This is a genomic window from Amycolatopsis sp. (assembly GCF_036008905.1).
GTDB lineage: Bacteria > Actinomycetota > Actinomycetes > Mycobacteriales > Pseudonocardiaceae > Amycolatopsis.
Genome location: NZ_DASYMU010000047.1, coordinates 40935 through 57560, shown reverse-complemented (window position 1 = coordinate 57560; position 16626 = coordinate 40935). Strand labels below are relative to the sequence as shown.

The 16626-nt window shown below is 67.2% G+C and carries 13 protein-coding genes; all 13 read right to left on the bottom strand.

Features of this window, described 5'->3' with window-relative positions; translation table 11 throughout:
• Window positions 1-7: 7 nt before the first annotated feature.
• The 13 genes from VGP60_RS09750 to VGP60_RS09690 are packed head-to-tail and all read right to left on the bottom strand — an operon-like array spanning window position 8 to window position 16270.
• Window positions 8-520 carry a phage baseplate assembly protein V gene (locus tag VGP60_RS09750; RefSeq protein WP_327547587.1) on the bottom strand — a complete coding sequence of 171 codons (513 nt, stop codon included), beginning with the start codon at window positions 518-520 and terminating at the stop codon, window positions 8-10.
• A 10-nt stretch (window positions 521-530) separates the two neighbouring features.
• Window positions 531-1661: a hypothetical protein gene (locus tag VGP60_RS09745; protein ID WP_327547586.1), complete on the bottom strand. Its 1131-nt coding sequence runs from the start codon at window positions 1659-1661 to the stop codon at window positions 531-533.
• Window positions 1654-2013 (bottom strand): LysM domain-containing protein, encoded by a 360-nt coding sequence (locus tag VGP60_RS09740; RefSeq protein WP_327547585.1) that lies wholly within the window; start codon window positions 2011-2013, stop codon window positions 1654-1656. The genes VGP60_RS09745 and VGP60_RS09740 overlap by 8 nt, the downstream gene beginning before the upstream one ends.
• 10 nt (window positions 2014-2023) lie before the next feature.
• Complete coding sequence (locus VGP60_RS09735) at window positions 2024-2659, bottom strand: hypothetical protein (protein WP_327547584.1); 636 nt, start codon at window positions 2657-2659, stop codon at window positions 2024-2026.
• Complete coding sequence (locus VGP60_RS09730) at window positions 2656-3192, bottom strand: HEAT repeat domain-containing protein (protein ID WP_327547583.1); 537 nt, start codon at window positions 3190-3192, stop codon at window positions 2656-2658. Before VGP60_RS09730 ends, VGP60_RS09735 begins: the two co-directional genes overlap by 4 nt.
• A gap of 52 nt (window positions 3193-3244) precedes the next feature.
• Window positions 3245-9076 (bottom strand): eCIS core domain-containing protein, encoded by a 5832-nt coding sequence (locus tag VGP60_RS09725; protein ID WP_327547582.1) that lies wholly within the window; start codon window positions 9074-9076, stop codon window positions 3245-3247.
• The gene (locus VGP60_RS09720; RefSeq protein WP_327547581.1) at window positions 9073-9333 is read right to left on the bottom strand and encodes a hypothetical protein; all 261 of its coding nucleotides are present in this window, start codon (window positions 9331-9333) and stop codon (window positions 9073-9075) included. Before VGP60_RS09720 ends, VGP60_RS09725 begins: the two co-directional genes overlap by 4 nt.
• Window positions 9324-11252 (bottom strand): ATP-binding protein, encoded by a 1929-nt coding sequence (locus VGP60_RS09715; RefSeq protein ID WP_327547580.1) that lies wholly within the window; start codon window positions 11250-11252, stop codon window positions 9324-9326. The genes VGP60_RS09720 and VGP60_RS09715 overlap by 10 nt, the downstream gene beginning before the upstream one ends.
• A gap of 8 nt (window positions 11253-11260) precedes the next feature.
• Window positions 11261-12490, bottom strand: coding sequence for a DUF4255 domain-containing protein (locus tag VGP60_RS09710; RefSeq protein ID WP_327547579.1), 1230 nt, complete (start codon window positions 12488-12490; stop codon window positions 11261-11263).
• Window positions 12487-13155, bottom strand: coding sequence for a hypothetical protein (locus VGP60_RS09705; protein WP_327547578.1), 669 nt, complete (start codon window positions 13153-13155; stop codon window positions 12487-12489). The genes VGP60_RS09710 and VGP60_RS09705 overlap by 4 nt, the downstream gene beginning before the upstream one ends.
• The gene (locus tag VGP60_RS09700) at window positions 13148-13852 is read right to left on the bottom strand and encodes a hypothetical protein (RefSeq protein ID WP_327547577.1); all 705 of its coding nucleotides are present in this window, start codon (window positions 13850-13852) and stop codon (window positions 13148-13150) included. Before VGP60_RS09700 ends, VGP60_RS09705 begins: the two co-directional genes overlap by 8 nt.
• A 3-nt stretch (window positions 13853-13855) precedes the next feature.
• The gene (locus VGP60_RS09695; protein ID WP_327547576.1) at window positions 13856-14380 is read right to left on the bottom strand and encodes a phage tail protein; all 525 of its coding nucleotides are present in this window, start codon (window positions 14378-14380) and stop codon (window positions 13856-13858) included.
• Window positions 14381-14383: 3 nt separating this feature from the next.
• A complete protein-coding gene (locus VGP60_RS09690; RefSeq protein ID WP_327547575.1) occupies window positions 14384-16270 on the bottom strand; it encodes a phage tail sheath C-terminal domain-containing protein in 1887 nt (628 codons plus the stop codon).
• Window positions 16271-16626 lie beyond the last annotated feature (356 nt).

The following is a 16626-nucleotide window of genomic DNA, read 5'->3' as shown; positions in this document are numbered from 1 at the left end:
CTTCCCCTCAGGTGACGGCGAGTGCGCCCTGGTTGATGGTCACGGTCGGCCCGACGAGCGAGATCGACGCGCCCTGGCCGTTGCTGATGACGATTCCGCTGTCGTTGATCATGATCATGGCGCCGGTGGCGATCTTGATCGTGATCCCGAGCCCCGGCTGGTCCGACAGCACGATGGAATGCTGGCCCTGGGTCTGCAGCACCATGTTCGGCGACGCGGGCGGACCGGTGAACGCCAGCGGTGGCACCTCGGCGCGGGAGCCGTACCAGCAGCCGGTCCAAATCGGATAGTCCTTGTCGCCCTGCTCGAACTCCACCCAGACACCGGCGCCCACCGGTGGGACGACGTAGTGGCCCATCTGCGGCCCGGCGACCGGCAGGCACGGCATCGCCCAGGTCGACGGCGTGCTGCCCAAGACGTCGGGCACCTGCGCCTGGATACGGCCGATCCCCATCGGGTCGACGTTCGTGACGACCGTTCCTCGGTATTTGCCGTGGTACCGGTTGGCTTCGGGACTCATCTGGTTCCTCTCACGGGACGACCACCGGGGTCAGCGAGATCAGGCCCTCCCTGGCGAGGGTGAAGTTCTGGGTGTAGCTGCCGCGCTGGAGGTTGTGCGTGACGCTCTTGACGTAATAGAGGCCGTCGTAGGTGATGCCCGCGCCGCGCACACCGACGAGTTCCCTTGCCCGCAGCACGTGCCCGTAGCGGACGACGTCGACCTGCCCGGACCCGGAAACGGCGTCAGCGGATTCGGCGGCTTTGGCCAGTGCTTCGGCCAAGGCCTGCGGCGCGTCCTTCTTGGCGCTGTCGGCGATGACCTTCTTTTTCAGCGCCGGCGCGGGTTTCAACGCCATCGGCGGCCGCAGGATGCTCACCTCGGGCACGGGCAGTGGCGCGGAGATCTTCGTCGCCGGGATCTGCACCATGACCTGAGGCGCTTCGCGGGCCGTGCCATCGAAACTGAACGTCATCTGGTCCACATTGGACGCCGCGTCGGAGTTGACGGTCAGCGCGGGCTGCGGTACGCCGAGCCGGACCTCCGGTCCCCAGTAGCCGCGGCTCACCCCTGGCACAGGACCGGGATCGATGTAGAAGACGTAACCGTTGTCCTGGGCGAGTTTGGTGAGGTATTCGAGGTCCGTGCCCTTCTGCGACTCGATGCGCTGCGTCGGCATCGGCGTCTGCGGGAAGATTTCGGGTACGACGACGGGGGTGATGCCGTAGGTCGCGTACTGGGCGATGATCAGCGCGGCCTTCGCGGACGGCGAGAGCGACGGATACTGCTTGTCTTCCTTCTGTTCCAGATCCATCAGGACACTCAGGTCCTCGCCGGTGACGGTCAGCGTCGACTGGCCGGGCTGGTTGCTGACACCGACTTCCTGGCGGATGCAGATCCCGTCCATGAGCACGGTCGGCGTGCCGCGCAGGGTCACCATGAGCACGACCCGGACCTCGGGGTCGAAGAATCCCGCGGGCAGCAGGGTGTTGCTGACGAGGCCCATCTTGGACAGGTCGAACGACAACTGGAACCCGCTGCGCTGCCCGGCCGTCACCGTCACCTGCGCGGACAGCAGCGCGTCGGTCACCGGCTGCGGGACCGGCACCGGGATGCGGGGGCCCATCAGCAGGGTGAGGCGGATGGGGGAGAGGTCAGCCATGGACCGGCCCCGGCACGCCCTGCGGCAGCGTGATCCTCAAGCGGCGCCCCGGATCGGCGGTGAGCTCGCGGGGATCGAGCACCGGATTGGCGTCGGCGATCCGCCACCACGTCTCGGCGTCGCCGAAGTACCTGTCGGCCAGCAGATCGGCGCGGTCACCGTCGTTGACGACATGCTCCGCGATCGTCACGAACGACTCGGCGCGCGGCAGCAACCTGCGGCGCAGGAACGGGATCCGACGACCGTCCGCGGTGACGTGCACCGCGCTGTCCACGCCGTAGTACCGGCTGGTGCGCGGATACGCCGTGGGTGACGGTACCGCTGCCGCCATCGCGTCCATGGGACTGGTCATCGTGTGCTCCTCAGAGGTTCCGAAGGCCGAGCGTTTCCAGCCGCCCCTTGGCGGCCGAACCGGCGAACTGTTCCTTTTGTGACAGATAGGCGAGATAAAGATCCGACCCGCGGTGCCCGTCGGGCAGGTCGTTGACGGACAGGACCCTGAGCCCGATCCCGACCGTCGCGCGGTACGGGTTGAGGTCGGCGTCGAAGGCCTCCTCGGTGATGGTGAGCTCGGTGAGCCGCACCGGCATGACCCGCTTGGCCCCCCAGACGAACAACGTCAACGGCGTCTCGACCGGCGTGATCTCGAGCGTGCCGAGGCGGGCGAGGGCCTGGTTGGTCTTGAGCTGGCCACTGGTCGGGTTGACGAGCATCTCCAGGGTGGCGAGCTGGGGATGGATGCCGAACTCCGACGGGAGGTCGGGCTGGTCGGAGGCGTCGAGCTCGGCGGTGAACTTCCAGGTCTCGATGGCGGGACCCTTGAGACGGAGAGCCTCGGTGCGGTCGCCTTGCTCGGCGCCGGAGGACTGCGGGGCGAGGCTGCGCTCAAGGGTCTCGGGGTTGAACTGCAGCACGATGACCCGCTGCGACTCACCCCGGTCCGGATCGATGACGATCCCGGCCCGGACGGGTTTGGGTAGGTCCGTGTAGCGGCTCATGATTTGTCGACCCCGGCTTCGTCGTATGCCGCGAGCATGTCCTCGGCGTCTGCTCGAAGATCTTCGACCGGATCTTGTTGGGCGATCCGAGTTAGTAGCGGCAGGTAGCGACTTGATGGGTTGTACCCGCTGGCGTAGATCGCCGCTTCACGCAAGCTTGCTTCCGGCGCGGCCAAAGCCTTGGATATCCGGTCGAAGCTCGGTTGATCGAAGCCCTGTGGTGCGGCGAGTGCGAGAATCAGCAGATTGCCCGCGCGTTCGTCTTCGTCAACGGATCGATCGAACTTCTCGACCAGGGACGAGTACTCCAGAGCATTCAGGGCTTTCGTCAGTCGCTCGCCCAGATCATCGGCATGTTCCGGTGTGTCAGATGTGACATAGACGTACGCGATTCCGGTCGCGTCGTCCACGCTGTAGTGGGCATGTGTGCCGGAGGATACTTCCCAGACGACTGAGCGCGGAGTTCCGGCCGGAGGGTCCTCGGGAATCTCGCCGATCTTTTCCCATCGGTTGGACTTGGCGTAATTATCCACCGTGGACTCCGCGGAAGCGGGCGAAGGCAGGATAATTTTCCGGGATCGGTGCTTAGAGGATGACATGTTCGTTGTCCACTCTCTTGAGGAAGTCTTCTGCACCCATCATATCGCTGCCCTTCAAGCCGTACATCTTGTGTATTCGCTTTCTGACCTCCAGGATCAGCGCTGTCTCTTTTTCCTTCTGAGTGGCGGCATCTTTGATTTTGAGATCCTTGAGGGACTCAACCCATACTTTGATCATGTTCATTTCCCTCTGGGCGAGTTGGTCTGCCTGGAGGACCCATTTTCGATCTGTTCGTACGGGCTTTTCGCGAACTTCATTCAGGTATCGGACTGCGTGCTTGGACTGAGTCGGTGCGCCGCCAGGTGACATCGGAGCGATATCGACCGCCTTCTGCAATGACATTTCACCGCGTGCGGCGGCGTCGAGAGCCATCGCTTGTGTTGCGAGTGCGCCAATGTTCCGATGGCCTTCGCCATGCATCGCCCAGATATTTACCTCGGCCGCCAGTTGAGGGTGCGTGCCACGGGGCGCGCGTGCGGCCAACAGGCCCAGTGCGTCCTGTGCGATCTCTTGTTCCTTGCCGGTATTTTTCAGTATGTTCTTGAATTCTGGATAGCTGACACCCTTTGGCTTTCCGCTTGTGGGGTCGGTAACGTCGACAAGTCGGTTTCGTGGATTCGGCTTCTGGCGTCGATTGCGGCTGCGGAAGCGGCGAATCACGGTTAGGGGGTCGACTGTGTCGGAAAGTAGTTGAACGGCATCGCTTTTTGTTTCCGGCTGCACCTTTCGACGCCTCAGCGCGGCGTGAACCTCGGCTCCACCTGCTTTGCTTTCGGCGAGTACCGCCTGGCGGTCGCCGCCACTGGCCATGGGTAGGGTGGTTTCTTTGGTCCGCGCTCGTTGGGTTGCGGTTTCCGAATTGCGCGCGGCGCCGGATTCTTCGATTTCTTGGCCGATCTTTCGGACGGCACGAAGCATTCGATCGACTTCTATGTCGATATTTGCTATGTTGAACGACTTTCCCAGTACTACCGGCTGATCCGGGTTCAGGATGGCGCGAATCAGGAATTCTTGGGCTCCCTCGACCTTTAGCGCGGTGAGTCGATAGAATGTTCGAAAACCGAGAAGAACACCATTCAGTACGCGGCCACGCACTCCCATCTTCAGGAGCCGCTCAAGCTTCGGCTTGATGCGCGCGACGATCAGCTCGAGTCGGCGCTGCTTCGCCTGGGGTGAGTTCTTCTCGGTGTCGCGCTTGGCTTTCTGGTCCTTGCGCGCCTTGGCCTTCGCCTTGAACTTGTCCCGCATCTTCGTGTACTTGTCGCGTAGCTTCTTGGCGGTGTTCTTGATCGCCTTGCCGATCTTGCTGTTGGCGATCTTCTTGCCGACCTTCTTCAACGCCGTCGCGGCCTTCCGGACCCCGTTGCGGACGGCGGACTTCACCCGCGTGAGCGGGTTCTTCCGCGCAGCACGTGCCGGAGTTCGGGCAGGACGCCCAGGACGACCGGCGCGTTCGGGGCGGCCCGGCCTGGCGGGACGACCAGCCCGAGTGGGGCGAGCGGGTCGGGGGCCGCGACCCTTGGGACGCAGGGCTTGGCCGACCTTCTTCATCCCCGTCCGAGCAGAGTTGACCGCTCTGCCAGCGGCCTTCCGCGCGCCCTTTCCGGCGCGCCCCAGGCCTTTCATGATCTTCGAGGCGATGCCCTTGAGTGACCTGCCGACGCCCTTGGCCGCGGACGCGAGCTTCGCCATCAGGAAGTTGGTGATGAACTCCAGCAGCGCCACCACACCCGCCGCGACGGCTTTCGCGAACAGGCACGCGGCTTGACCGGCCTTGACCGCCTTGAGGAACGCCATGAAAGCGCCGATGGCCGCCAGGATCTTGCTGATCGTTCCCCAGGCGGCCATCAGGCCCTGGATCACGGCCAGCACGGCACCGGCGGCCGGGATGATCAGGGACACCAGCCGTTCGATGACGACGGTGATGATGATCATCGGCAGTGACGCGATGATCGCGTCCCAGGCCATTTTGCCGATCTTCGCCATCGAGAAGCAGCCCTTGATCAGCGTGTTGATCACGGCTTTGCCCAGGCCGAGGACGGCCTCGACCTTCTCGTTGAACCACGTCTTGACCGCGCTCTTGATCGCGCCCCACAGGTGGTTCTGGATGCCTTCCTTCGCCGAGCTGCCCAGTTTGCCGAGCCACGGGCCGACGCCCATCGAGGCGATGTCGGCGATGATCGCGGCGAACTCGCCGAGCATCTGGATGGCGGCCTTGGCGAATTCGATGGCGGCGTTGACGGCTTTGCGCACGACGTCGACGGCGGCTTTGAGGCCCTTTTCCAGCAGCCGCAGCAAACCGGTCAGCGCTTCGGCGAGTTTGTTGAGGAGGAACTCGACGCCGGCCTTGAGGGCGTCCGCGAGTTTGTTGACCGCGGCGATCGCGGCGTCGCGGAGGTCTTCGATCTGCTTTCGTATCTTCGCCGCGAGTTCCGGGAAGAACACGGCGAGGACGTCGCAGAGCTTCAGCAGGACGTTGGCCAGCACGTTGATCAGGCCGACGATCGCTTTGCGGGCCAGGTCGATGAGGCCGGTGACGATACTGGCGAAGGTCTTGATGATGCCGTTGACCAGCGACACGGCCGCGTCGAAGATCGCGGTGATCGCGTTGAGCAGCCCTTCGAAGAAGCTCGCGACCTTCGACGCCAGCCAGCTGAAGAAACCGCCGCCTTCGGACTCCTTCTTCTTGTCCTCTTTCTCTTTGCGGGCCTTCTCTTCGGCCTGCTCCCGCTCGTGGGTGATCTTGTCGTTGTCTTCCTTCTTCTGGTCTTCGGCCTCCTTGTCGGTATCCGTCTTCTCCTTGTGGATGCCGGTCTTGGCGGTGTCGTGCTCCTTGTCCGCCTCGGCGTTGCTCTCCTCGATCTTCTTGTCCTGCTCGGCGCGCCACTCCTCGCGCTTCGCGGTCGCGTCCTCGGCGACCTTGCCTCGCTCGGCGGCCTGGGCGTCGGCGTTCTCCTGGACGGTCGCGGTCACTTCGGCTTCGTGGTCGGCGTTCGCCTTCGTTTCACCCTGTTGCTGGGTGTCCCGCTCGGTGCCCATCTGGGTCCGGCCTTCGGCCACCCCGGCCTGGATCTGCGGGCCGCGTTCCTGCTGCGCGACGACGGCGACACCGGCATCCGCGCCGCCAGGCCCGGCCGGTCCGGCAGCGGGACCACCACCGCCTTCGCCACCGGCCGACGGGATCTGCCCGGTCAACGTCTGCGGCGGCGCGTTCGGGAAGATCCGGTGCTCCCCGAGGTTCTTGCCCGCTTCCTGCTGTCCGGTCGCGTGGATCTTCGCCGACGCGTCCTTCAGCTCACCGGTCTGCTCGTCGGTGCGCTTCGGGTCGTTTACGCCGGTGAGCTCGACTTTCGGCGCCGCGCCGACGGTGGTGTTCAGCGCCGGGTCGGTGGTGGGGACGTTTTCGACCGCTTGCTGGACGTTCTCGATCTCGTCCGCCGACATATGGCCTTCGGTGTCCCCGGCGACATGCGGTCTCGGTGCCTGCCCGGCGTTGTTCTCCCCCTGGACCTGCTTGGCCTCTTCTTGTTTCTTCTGCTCCGCCTGCTGGGCTTCGGCCTGCTTGAGCGTGATCTTCTCCGCGTCGGCCTGAGGTGCGACCTCCGGCGGCCCGGACATCGTCTGCGGCGCGCCGGACGGCCGTTGCATCGTCGGGGGAGCGCCTTGCAGCGCGGTCTGCCTTTCGCCGACGTCGTGGGAGACCGCACTGTCCACTCCGGACAGTGCGGATTCCATCTTGTCCGGTGGGAGCGTCGACACCGTGGCCAGCGCCGCTTCCGGCGGCTGCGCCGAGACGTCCGGCGGGGCGGGTTCCGGGGCCGCTTCGGCCGGGGGCGCGCCTCCGCCGCCGCCACAGCCGCCACCCGCGTCGGGCTCGGCCGCCGCAGGCGCGGGGGCGCCTTCGCAGCCGCCGCCGTCTTTCTCCAGCGATGCTTCGGGCGCCGGGGCGGTGTCGACCTCGCCGGGTTGCTCGGCCATCGCAGCAGGTCCGGCGTCCGCCATGCCCGCGTCGGCACCACCTGCCGGGCCGGGCGCCCCCATGGCCGGGGCCCGTTCGGCGGCGGGCTCGGGTGCGATCGGCTCGGGCTCGGCGGCCCGTTCTTCGGGCTGTGGCGGCTGTTCAGCCGGTACCGGCGCGGTGGCGGCGTCCGTGGTCGTCGGGTCGGGGCCGACTTCGGCTTCCAACGGCTGTTCAGCCGGCGGCTCTTCCTCGGCGGCCGGATCCGCGGCGGTCTGTATCGGTGCGGGCGCTTCCGGGGTGGGAGCCTCGGGTTCGGCCTGCTCTGCTTGGTCGGCCTTGGTCGGCGGGGGACTCGCGAAGCTGGGCGCCTGCTGCTGCGGGGGCGGGGATCCCGTGGCGGGCAGGGTGATCTGGTCGGCGGTGGGCACGTTCGAGACGTCGAGGTCGGTGCTCGGCAGGTGGTCCTCGGGCTTGAGCGCCGGAGGCTCCGGCTGTTCGTCCTCTTCGGACTTCGGCTCTTCGGGCTCGGGAACCTCGACTTCGTTGTCGGCCGCGGGCTCCAGCCCGATCGGTTTTTCCTGCTCCTCGACGCGGTCGTCCTGTCCCGGACGCTCCAGCAGGCCGTGCTGGACCAGCGGGCTGTCGGGTGCCTCCGCGGCCGCTTCGACCTTTTCCGGCGCCGCGGCCACGGGCTCGGCCGCGCCCAGACCGCCCTCAGGCATGGGGGCCGCACCCGCGGGCGGACCTTGTCCGGCGGCCGGTCCGGCACCAGGAGCTCCAGGTGCCTGAGCACCCGGGACTTCGGCAGGTGCGGCCTCTCCAGCGGGAGCCTCCTCGGGTTTCTTCTCCTCTTTGCCCGCTTCCTTTTCGTCCTTCTTGTCCTTGTCTTCTTCCTCTTTCTTCTCTTCGTCTTCCTTCTTCTTTTCCTCGTCGGTCTTCTCTTCTTTGGGCTTCTCCGGCTCTTTTTCGTCCGCCGACGGCTCGGGCTTTTCCTCTGGTGACGGCTCGGGCTCCTGCGGCTCAGGTTCCGGTGACGGCTCGGGATCGGGCTCAGGTTCGTTGTCCGGCACCGGCTCCGGAACGTTCGGCGTCTCGACCGGCCCGCCCGCTTCGGTGTCCGCCTCGTCGGCCCACTCCAGCACCCGTGCGTAGTCGGACGACGGAAGCCGGGTTTCCAGCTTGATGAGCACGGTGTGCCGCAGCTCGGGCGTGAACCTGGCGAGCTGCGCGCGAACCCGCCCCGACACGTCCGACGGGTCGCCGCGCAGGCTCCGCAGCACGCCCGCGACCAGCCGGTCCACCAAGGTCGCCGGATCCAGCTGTTCGGTCCGCATCCGGTCCGCGTCGACGGTCGCGTACCGCATCCACGCCGCGCCCTGCCGAACGCGATCGGCTTGCCGCTCGGGTTCCCCGGACCGCGCGACGTCTTCGGCTTCGCGTTCGAGCGGTTCACCCGGCGTGCTGACCGCGCCGGTGTCACGCCCCTCGCGCAACGCCCCGAGCGCGTCCGGGACCTGAACCGTGTGCAGCAGTTCGTGCACGAGCAAGCGGCGGCCGTCCGTGGTCTCCGGCCGGAACATGGCTTTGGCGAAGAAGATGTCCTGCCCGACCGTCACCGCGTCGGCGCCGAGCAGTTCGGTCACCGCCGCCGCGTCGGGGTCGTTGTGCACGCGGACCCGGCTGAAGTCGTGTCCCAGCTTGGCTTCCAGCTCGCCGCGCAACCCGGGGTCGATCGGATGTCCCGGCGACGCGAGTACTTCGCGCAGCTCCCGGGGCGGCCGTGCGGGCTTCGAATGCTTGTCCTTGGATTTGCCCTTGCCGGGTTCGGCGGCAGGCTTGGCCAGCGCACGGGTCATGGCGTGCCCCGGGAAAGTCCCTTGTGGACGGACCACGCGAGCGCCTCGCCCAGGCGCCGCGCCGAAGTTGTCCGTGGCAACGGCGGCAGGCCGCTGACGAAGTCGAGCTCCAGCCCGCGGGAGGCGATCCCGCTTTCCCGTAGCAGCCTGGTCAGCTCGGTTTCGAAGGCCCGCACCAGGAGATCGGTCTTCACCTGACTGAAGCCGACGAGCACGAGCTCGCCGATCTCCACCCGGATGTCCTCGGTCACGTCCATCCGGCCACCTCCGAGGAGGTGAGCGAACGCTCCAGCTTCAGGTATTCGGTCCGCGCCGCGGCGAGCACGTGCCTCATCCCCAGCGGCACCGACTCTTCGGCGGCCAGGAACGCCGCCGACAGCGCGACGTTGCGAATACTCCCGCCCGCCACCGTCAACTGCGCCAGGCGGAGCGGGTCGATCCCGTCCGTCGGGGTTTCGGCGGGGATCACGCGCCGCCAGATCTCGGCCCGTTCCGCCGGACCCGGGAACGGGAAGTCGACGACGAACCGGATACGACGCAGGAAGGCCGTGTCCAGCGCCTTCTTCATGTTCGTGGTGAGGATGGCCAGCCCGCGGTAGGACTCCATGCGCATCAGCAGGTAGCTGACCTCGATATTGGCGTACCGGTCGTGGCTGTCCTTGATCTCACTGCGTTTCCCGAACAACGCGTCGGCCTCGTCGAACAGGAGCAGCGCGCCGCCGCCCTCGGCGGCGTCGAACACCTTCCGCAGGTTCTTCTCGGTCTCGCCGATGTACTTGCTGATCACCTGGGAAAGGTCGATGACGAAGAGGTCGAGCCCGAGTTCGCCGGCGAGCACCTCGGCGGCGAGCGTCTTCCCGGTGCCGCTGCCGCCGGCGAACAGCGCGGTGACTCCGAGCCCGCGCCGCAACACGGATTCGAAGCCCCACTGCTGGTACACCTTCGACCGCTGCCGTACGTGCGCGACGATTTCGTTCAGGGTCGCTCGTTGCGCGGCCGGGAGCACGAGATCCGCCGAGACGGCCTGAGGTTCGATCCGGCGGCCGAGTTCGTCGAGTGCCATGCGTGCCTGCGCCAGCCCTGCTTGCCAGGCGAGGTGTGCGCCATCACCGGATTCATCGCGCACGGACGCCCCGGCCGAGCGGATCACATGTGCGGGCAGGGAAAACTGCGCGACGAGGTCTCGTAGTTGCAGCTCGGTCATCCCGGAAGCGCTGCCGTTGAGCGAAGACGCCCACAGTGTGCGCTGTTCGTCCTGGGTGGGGCGGGACAGCGACACGCGCGGCCAGTGGCGGCCCGGCGCGGCCACCGGGTCGAGTGCCGAGACGACGACGGGCGCGGCGAGCCCGCCGACGAAGGATTGGGCGGCGAGCTGCGTCGCCTTCGGATCGGTGATCTCGACGAGCAGCGCGGCGGGCAGCAACAGGGCTTCGCGCTCCCACAACCTGGCCAACGCCTCGCGTTCGGCCGGAGCTGTCGGCAGATCCTCGGCCAGTACGGCGTGTAGCGACACGCCCGCGTCACGCGCCGCCGCCGACGCGACTTCCCAGCGTGTCTGCTGGTCCGCGCCGATCACCTGGACGTGCGGATCGTCGTCGAGACCGGTCCACGCCCGGCCGATCGAGCGTGCCGCCTGCTGATGGGACGCCGGGAGCCGGGCGGGTGCGTCGATCCTGGTGAGCAGGCCGTGCAGCCGACTGTCCACATAGGGCACACCGACCAGGAAGTGCAGGACCCGCTCGTCGATCCGCAACCGTCCGGTGGTGAGCCCCGGCTCGGTGTCCACCTCCACCAGCCGCCACCGGCGCAGCGGCGCGATCGGGGTCAGCGCGCTCCAGTGCGGGTGGTCGAAAGCCGCCAGCGCCAAGGAGAACGTGGGATACGCCCGCTTCGGATCCCCGCTCGCGGCGGCGCACCGGGCCGCGGTGCTCGGGTCCAGCTCGAAGGCCGCGGTCAGCACCAGGATGGACCGCTCGAACGGGCTGAGGTCGAAACAGGAACACAACGCGTCCAGCGCGGAGATCCCGTCCGTGTCGGCGATCGCGGGATCGGGCTCCGGGGCGCCACCGGCGTGGGAATCCAGTTTGGACAGCACGGCACGCGTCGCGGCGGCGAGTACGCGCTGATGCACGTCACCGCCGTCCGGAAAACCTTGCTGTCCCAACGATTCCCCCATTTCCGGTGTCAGCCCGTGATGTCCAGCGTCGGGCCGCCGAACGTTCCGTCGGCGATGTCCAGCGGGCTCTCCGCGCCGTCGATCTGCACCCGCACGAGATACGTGCCGGTCGCGGCGCCCGTGATCGGCACGGTGAACTCGTCGACCGGGCCGGGGTCCTCGCGGAGGGGAAAGGGTGCGACGAACTGGTAGCCGCGCGGTTTGCCCGCCGGGGCGCGTTCGTCGAGCAGCACGGTGATCCGCTGCTCCGGGGTCGCCGGGATGTCGAGCCGGATCCGGGCCTGGTCGCCGGCTTCGACGGTGGCCTCCAGGACCCGCGGGCGTCGCACGTAGGGCACCGCGTTGGATTCCAGCCAAGGCCGCGTCTCCGCCGGTTCGCCGAAGCGGACGTCGTAGCGCAGCTGCACGGGATGCACCCCGGGCGGCAGGCCCGGTGGCTGCGCGAGCACCACGAGATCGTCGCGGGACCGCAGCACGGCCGACACCGAGCCGCCGACCACCGCACTCAGCCCTGGCCGTCCCAGTCCGCTGCCGAGCAGCGCGAGTTCGCGGTCCTTGGTCACGGGTTCGTCGTCGGGCTGGGTACCGGGTGCGGATCCGGCGGGCAGTGACAGCACCTTGTCGATCGTGGGCCGCGTGAACGCCTCGACCGCGATCTGCCGCCGCAGCACCGGCTTCCCGGCGGCCGGGCTCGCTTCGCCGTCCAGGAGCACGGCTGTGGCTTGGTAGACCATGGACAACGCGTACGGCGTCTGGAACATCGTCGACCACAGCTTGGACAGGTCGTCGAGATCCAGCTGGGTCGGGGTGAAGCGAACCAGCTGCGGTGACGCGGCGAGATCGGAACCGAGCAGATAGGGCTTGACCGCCGCTTCCTCGATGTCACGCCGGGGGAGCGTGGCCTGCTCGTGCAGGGTTCGCGCGACGGCGCCGAGCAGCCGCTGTGGCACCAGTTCGCCTTCGTCGCCGAAGAAACTGATCAAGTAGTGCAGATCGAGCGCGAGCCGGGGTCGCTTGAGGACGGTGCCGTCCCCGGACCGCGTCACGGCGTCGTTGTTGCGCAGGGCCGCGTTCGGCGTCACCTGGTACAGGAACACGGTGATCAGCGGGTCCTGTGGCGGATCGGCCGGCGGCTTCTTGGTGTCCACCTTGACACCGAGCCCGAGATCGGTGGCAGCTTTGGCGACGAAGATCTTCAACGCCTCGGTGGCCGTGGCGATGGCGAGGAAGTTGCTCATCGGCGGCCTTCCTCACGAGAGAGGTAGCGCTCGAGACTCATGGCCGGGTCGGCCCGGGCCGGTTTCGGTCGCGCCGGTGGCTTGTCAGGTTTGGTGGCACCGGTTACTTCCACCCGGCCGATCGAGACCCGGACCAACGGCTGCGGCTGCTCGCCGCGCCGGGCCGCCGCGACGCCGGGGCGCCGGACATCGGGCGTCCCTCCCGCCGCGGCGGGAACCACCACGGTGGTGCTGGGAAGCAGGGTCGCGGTTGGTTCTCCTTGGTACACGGTGTGGTCGACCGTCGTGAAGTGTTCTTCGCGGACGTGTTCGCTGTGTGCCTCGATCGTGGTGATTCGCTCTGAAGCGGTGCGCAGAGGTGGCGCAACGACCGGAATCGCCGCGGTGGCCGGGATTCGCGGGGTCAGGGCCGCGGGAACTGCCGAGGGTGGGTCAGGTCGCCGTGTCTCCCGCTGGGGATTCCGGCCTGGTGCGACGGGGATCGGTGGCTGCGCGGCCGTCGTCACGGCTGGTGCGGAAGCGGCAGCCACGAACTCTTCGACGTCGAGCGCCGCGCCGCCGTGCTCGAAGAGCTGGGGCAACCGTGGCGTCACCACGGTTTCTCCTTGTGGTGCCGGGAAGCCCGGCACACTGCGGGCCAGCAGGCGGTCGAGGAAGTCAGGCATGGCCCACCAGCTCCAGGTAGTACCGCCGCCGGGTCGGGCTCAACTCCAGTACCGCCGCCTCGGTCCAGCCATAGGCCGACGCGAGCAGATGAACGTCCAGCATGATCCCCCTCGCCCAAGCATCCACTTCGGACCACAGGTACGAAACGATGTCGATGGTGGCCGAAGTGGACTGTCCACATTCGACACACGGCATGGACAGCCGGACGTCCGCGCCCGGATCGGCTTCCGCGATCGCGGAAGCCATCGCGGACTGCACCTCGTCCGGCAGGTCACCGTCCGGCTCGTCCTGCCGCCGGGCGGCCAGCGTGCATCTGGTCAGCAGCACCTGTCTCGCCTCCCGTGGCCCGGCCGCGGCGGCCGCCAGCAGATCGCCCGAGTTCGGCAACCGCAACCGGACCCGCCATTCCCCCACCTCGACCCCGAACTCCTCGGCGCCGGGACTTTCGACGCCCAGCACATTGGCCACCTCGAAGTCGAACTCCTGCTCGGTTTCGCAGTGCCGGCACATCACCCGCCCGTTGAGCCGCTCACCGAACAGCTCGCGGCGCAGGGCGAACAGGTCCCGGTCCCGCCGGCCCACCGGCACGTCGAGCCGTCCGCCGCCGGTCAGCGCGTGCAGCAGCACCGCGCGGTGCGCCGGTCCCGACGCGAGCCCCGATTCCCAGGTGGCCAGCAGATCCGTCGGCCCCGGCATGGCTTAAGCCGGGAACTGGATGGACGGCTCTTCCGGCTCGGCGACCTCGTAGTCCCGCTCCCAGCCCTCGTTCTCCAGCTTGAGACTCTGGATCGCGACGGCGTTCGCGTTCGCGTCGAGCTCGCCGACGATCTGGTACTCGGCCACCCACGCCCGGTAGATCTTGTAGGCCACCGCGACCTGACCGGCTTCGTTGAGGAGCTGGATCACGATGTCCTTGCGGAAGTCGCGCAGCGAGGACTCGGAACCCTTGCCCTGGCCGACCATCCAGACCTTGTTGGCCCACCGGTCGAATTCGGCGTCGTGGGTCACTCCGCGCTCGAGCGTGATCGCCTCGAATTCCGTGCGTCCCGCGGACTTCCGCGGCGAACTCGCGTCACCACCGTGGCGGTGCTTGACGACCTCGGTGGTCCGCTTGAGCGGACTGATCTTGGATACTCCCGCGACGGTGCGGCCGTCCCACAGAACCAGGAACTTGAAGTTCTTGTACGGATCGAACCGCTGCGGATTGACAGTGAACTCAGCCATTCCTCATACCTCGATCTGTCCGGCGAGCTGTTCGATCTTGATGACCACGAATTCCGCGGGTTTCAGCGGAGCGAATCCGACGAGAACGTTGACGACCCCGTTGTTGATGTCGTTCTGGGTGGTGGTGTCCTTGTCACATTTGACGAAATAGGCCTCGCGCGACGAGACGCCTTGGAAGGCGCCGCGTTCGAAAAGCGAATGCAGGAAAGCGCCGACGTTGAGCCGGATCTGCGCCCAGAGCGGTTCGTCGTTGGGCTCGAACACGACCCATTTCGTACCGCGGTAAAGGCTTTCTTCGAGCATGAGCGCCAAGCGCCGCACCGGGACGTACTTCCACTGCGAGGCCAGCGCGTCGGCGCCCTCCATCGTGCGGGCACCCCAGACCACCGGGCCGATCACCGGGAACGACCGCAGGCAGTTGACGCCCAGCGGGTTGACGAGACCGTTCTCCGGATCGGTCATCGGCACGGTCAGCGCGCGGGTCCCGGAAAGCCTGGCTTCGGTACCCGCCGGCGCTTTCCAGACACCGCGTTCGCTGTCGGTGCGCGCCATGATCCCCGCGACGGCGCCGCTCGGCGGGAACGTCCGCAGCCGTCCGCTCAGCGGGTCGACGAGTTCGAGATGCGGGAAGTACAGCGCGGAATAGTTGCTGCGCACCGAATCCAGGTTGCCGAGGTTCGCCCTCGCCTGGTCGAGCGTCTCCCACGCGGCCGGGCTGTCGACGAGGAGGAACATCCGCTTGTCCTGGCACAGCCGCTGTGCCGCGGCGATCACCGCGACCATGTCGTCGATGCCCAGTTCGCAGATTTCGGGCAGCGACAACAGATTCACGTCCTGGACGTCCCGCAGCGCGTGGATCCCGGTCTTGCCGCTCTCGCTGCCGATGATGTCGGTGAACGCGGGTAGCGTGCCGTCGACGCCGGCCGTGCCCGCACCCTGGGAGCCGTGGTCCTCGGTCGAGCCGACCGAATACGCGGTGACGTTCGACGACGCGTTCAGGCCGAGGTTGGTGGCGGTGCTACCACTGAATTCGAGGATGGTCTCGGGCTTGGTGGCGCCGGAAACCACCTGCAGGCGGTTGCCCATCACGGTGACCTTCGCCGAGCCGAAGGTGCGCGACCCCGGCGGATCGAGGATGCCGCGCAGCGTGTTTTCCAGCAGCAGTGCCAATCCCGCCAGCGATGTCGGCACTGGCGCGTCGGCGATCGTGACGTTCCACGTCTGGGACTCGCCCTGGAACTTGACCTCGAGATCGCCGTTGGGGTCGGGGATCGAGTCTCCGAAGGCGCCGGAGACCGTGCCCACCGGTTCGGGCCGGTTCGTCACCGTGTCGTCCGGGTGTTCCACGGTGATCAGCGCCGAGCCGGAGTTGATCACGGACGGGGCGTACCGGGAATCCGCCTTGTCCAGCGACAGATCGCCGAAACTCTCGCGCGGTGAGCCGGACGCGCCGAACACCTGCAGGTTGAACGTCTTGTCCGGGGTCTGTGTCGCGTAGTCGACCGCGACCCGCAGGCCGTTGCCCCAGGCACCGGGCTCCTTCGCGACGACTCGCAGCGCCGGACCAGGCACGGCGTCGGAATTCGCCGACGAGTTCTTGAGGACGACCGAAGCGCGACCCGCGCCCGCCGCCACCCGGACGACGATCGCTATCGAGCCGCCGTTCAGGAAGAACTGCTGGACCGCGTAGCTCACCGGGCTTTTCGCCGCGAGCCCGCCGAAACGGCGTTCGTAGTCCGCGAAACTGGTGATCGTGACCGGCTGGTCCACCGGGCCTTGCGCGGTGTATCCGACAAAGGCCGTCACCGAGGTGGAAACGGTGGTGATCGTCCGGACGCGACTGGGTAATTCCTCGATGTACACACCAGGATAAGTGGGTGTTGCAGGCATACCGGCTCCATCTTCGTCGACACGGCAGTACGGCGTCTGGAAGCGCGGCGTTCGATAACACAGCGCCCGATAAAGAGAATCGAGTGCCAGATTTGCGTTCCGACGAGAAAAGGGCATGCTTTGCACCCCCGACGTCGGAGTAGAGCCCTCCGCCCCGCTCCTCGTGATCCCGTGGGCCCCTGGTGCCCTTGAGGATCACCTCGATGTTTGCGTTGGCGAGCGTGGCGCGTCAAGGAAAACGGCGTGCTTCCGCCATGAAGACGGAGAGGAGCGCCCCAAAGGCGCAACGCGAATTCCCTTTGGTTCGCCCGATGGGGCAGAAAGGGCAGCGAAAAGGGCCGCCCGGAATCGAAACC

Bases quoted from the DNA above. Each gene is read 5' to 3' on its own strand.
- VGP60_RS09750 (WP_327547587.1), bottom strand. From the start codon at position 520: ATGAGTCCCGAAGCCAACCGGTACCACGGCAAATACCGAGGAACGGTC.
- VGP60_RS09745 (WP_327547586.1), bottom strand. From the start codon at position 1,661: ATGGCTGACCTCTCCCCCATCCGCCTCACCCTGCTGATGGGCCCCCGC.
- VGP60_RS09740 (WP_327547585.1), bottom strand. From the start codon at position 2,013: ATGACCAGTCCCATGGACGCGATGGCGGCAGCGGTACCGTCACCCACG.
- VGP60_RS09735 (WP_327547584.1), bottom strand. From the start codon at position 2,659: ATGAGCCGCTACACGGACCTACCCAAACCCGTCCGGGCCGGGATCGTC.
- VGP60_RS09725 (WP_327547582.1), bottom strand. From the start codon at position 9,076: ATGACCCGTGCGCTGGCCAAGCCTGCCGCCGAACCCGGCAAGGGCAAA.
- VGP60_RS09720 (WP_327547581.1), bottom strand. From the start codon at position 9,333: ATGGACGTGACCGAGGACATCCGGGTGGAGATCGGCGAGCTCGTGCTC.
- VGP60_RS09715 (WP_327547580.1), bottom strand. From the start codon at position 11,252: ATGGGGGAATCGTTGGGACAGCAAGGTTTTCCGGACGGCGGTGACGTG.
- VGP60_RS09710 (WP_327547579.1), bottom strand. From the start codon at position 12,490: ATGAGCAACTTCCTCGCCATCGCCACGGCCACCGAGGCGTTGAAGATC.
- VGP60_RS09705 (WP_327547578.1), bottom strand. From the start codon at position 13,155: ATGCCTGACTTCCTCGACCGCCTGCTGGCCCGCAGTGTGCCGGGCTTC.
- VGP60_RS09700 (WP_327547577.1), bottom strand. From the start codon at position 13,852: ATGCCGGGGCCGACGGATCTGCTGGCCACCTGGGAATCGGGGCTCGCG.
- VGP60_RS09695 (WP_327547576.1), bottom strand. From the start codon at position 14,380: ATGGCTGAGTTCACTGTCAATCCGCAGCGGTTCGATCCGTACAAGAAC.
- VGP60_RS09690 (WP_327547575.1), bottom strand. From the start codon at position 16,270: ATGCCTGCAACACCCACTTATCCTGGTGTGTACATCGAGGAATTACCC.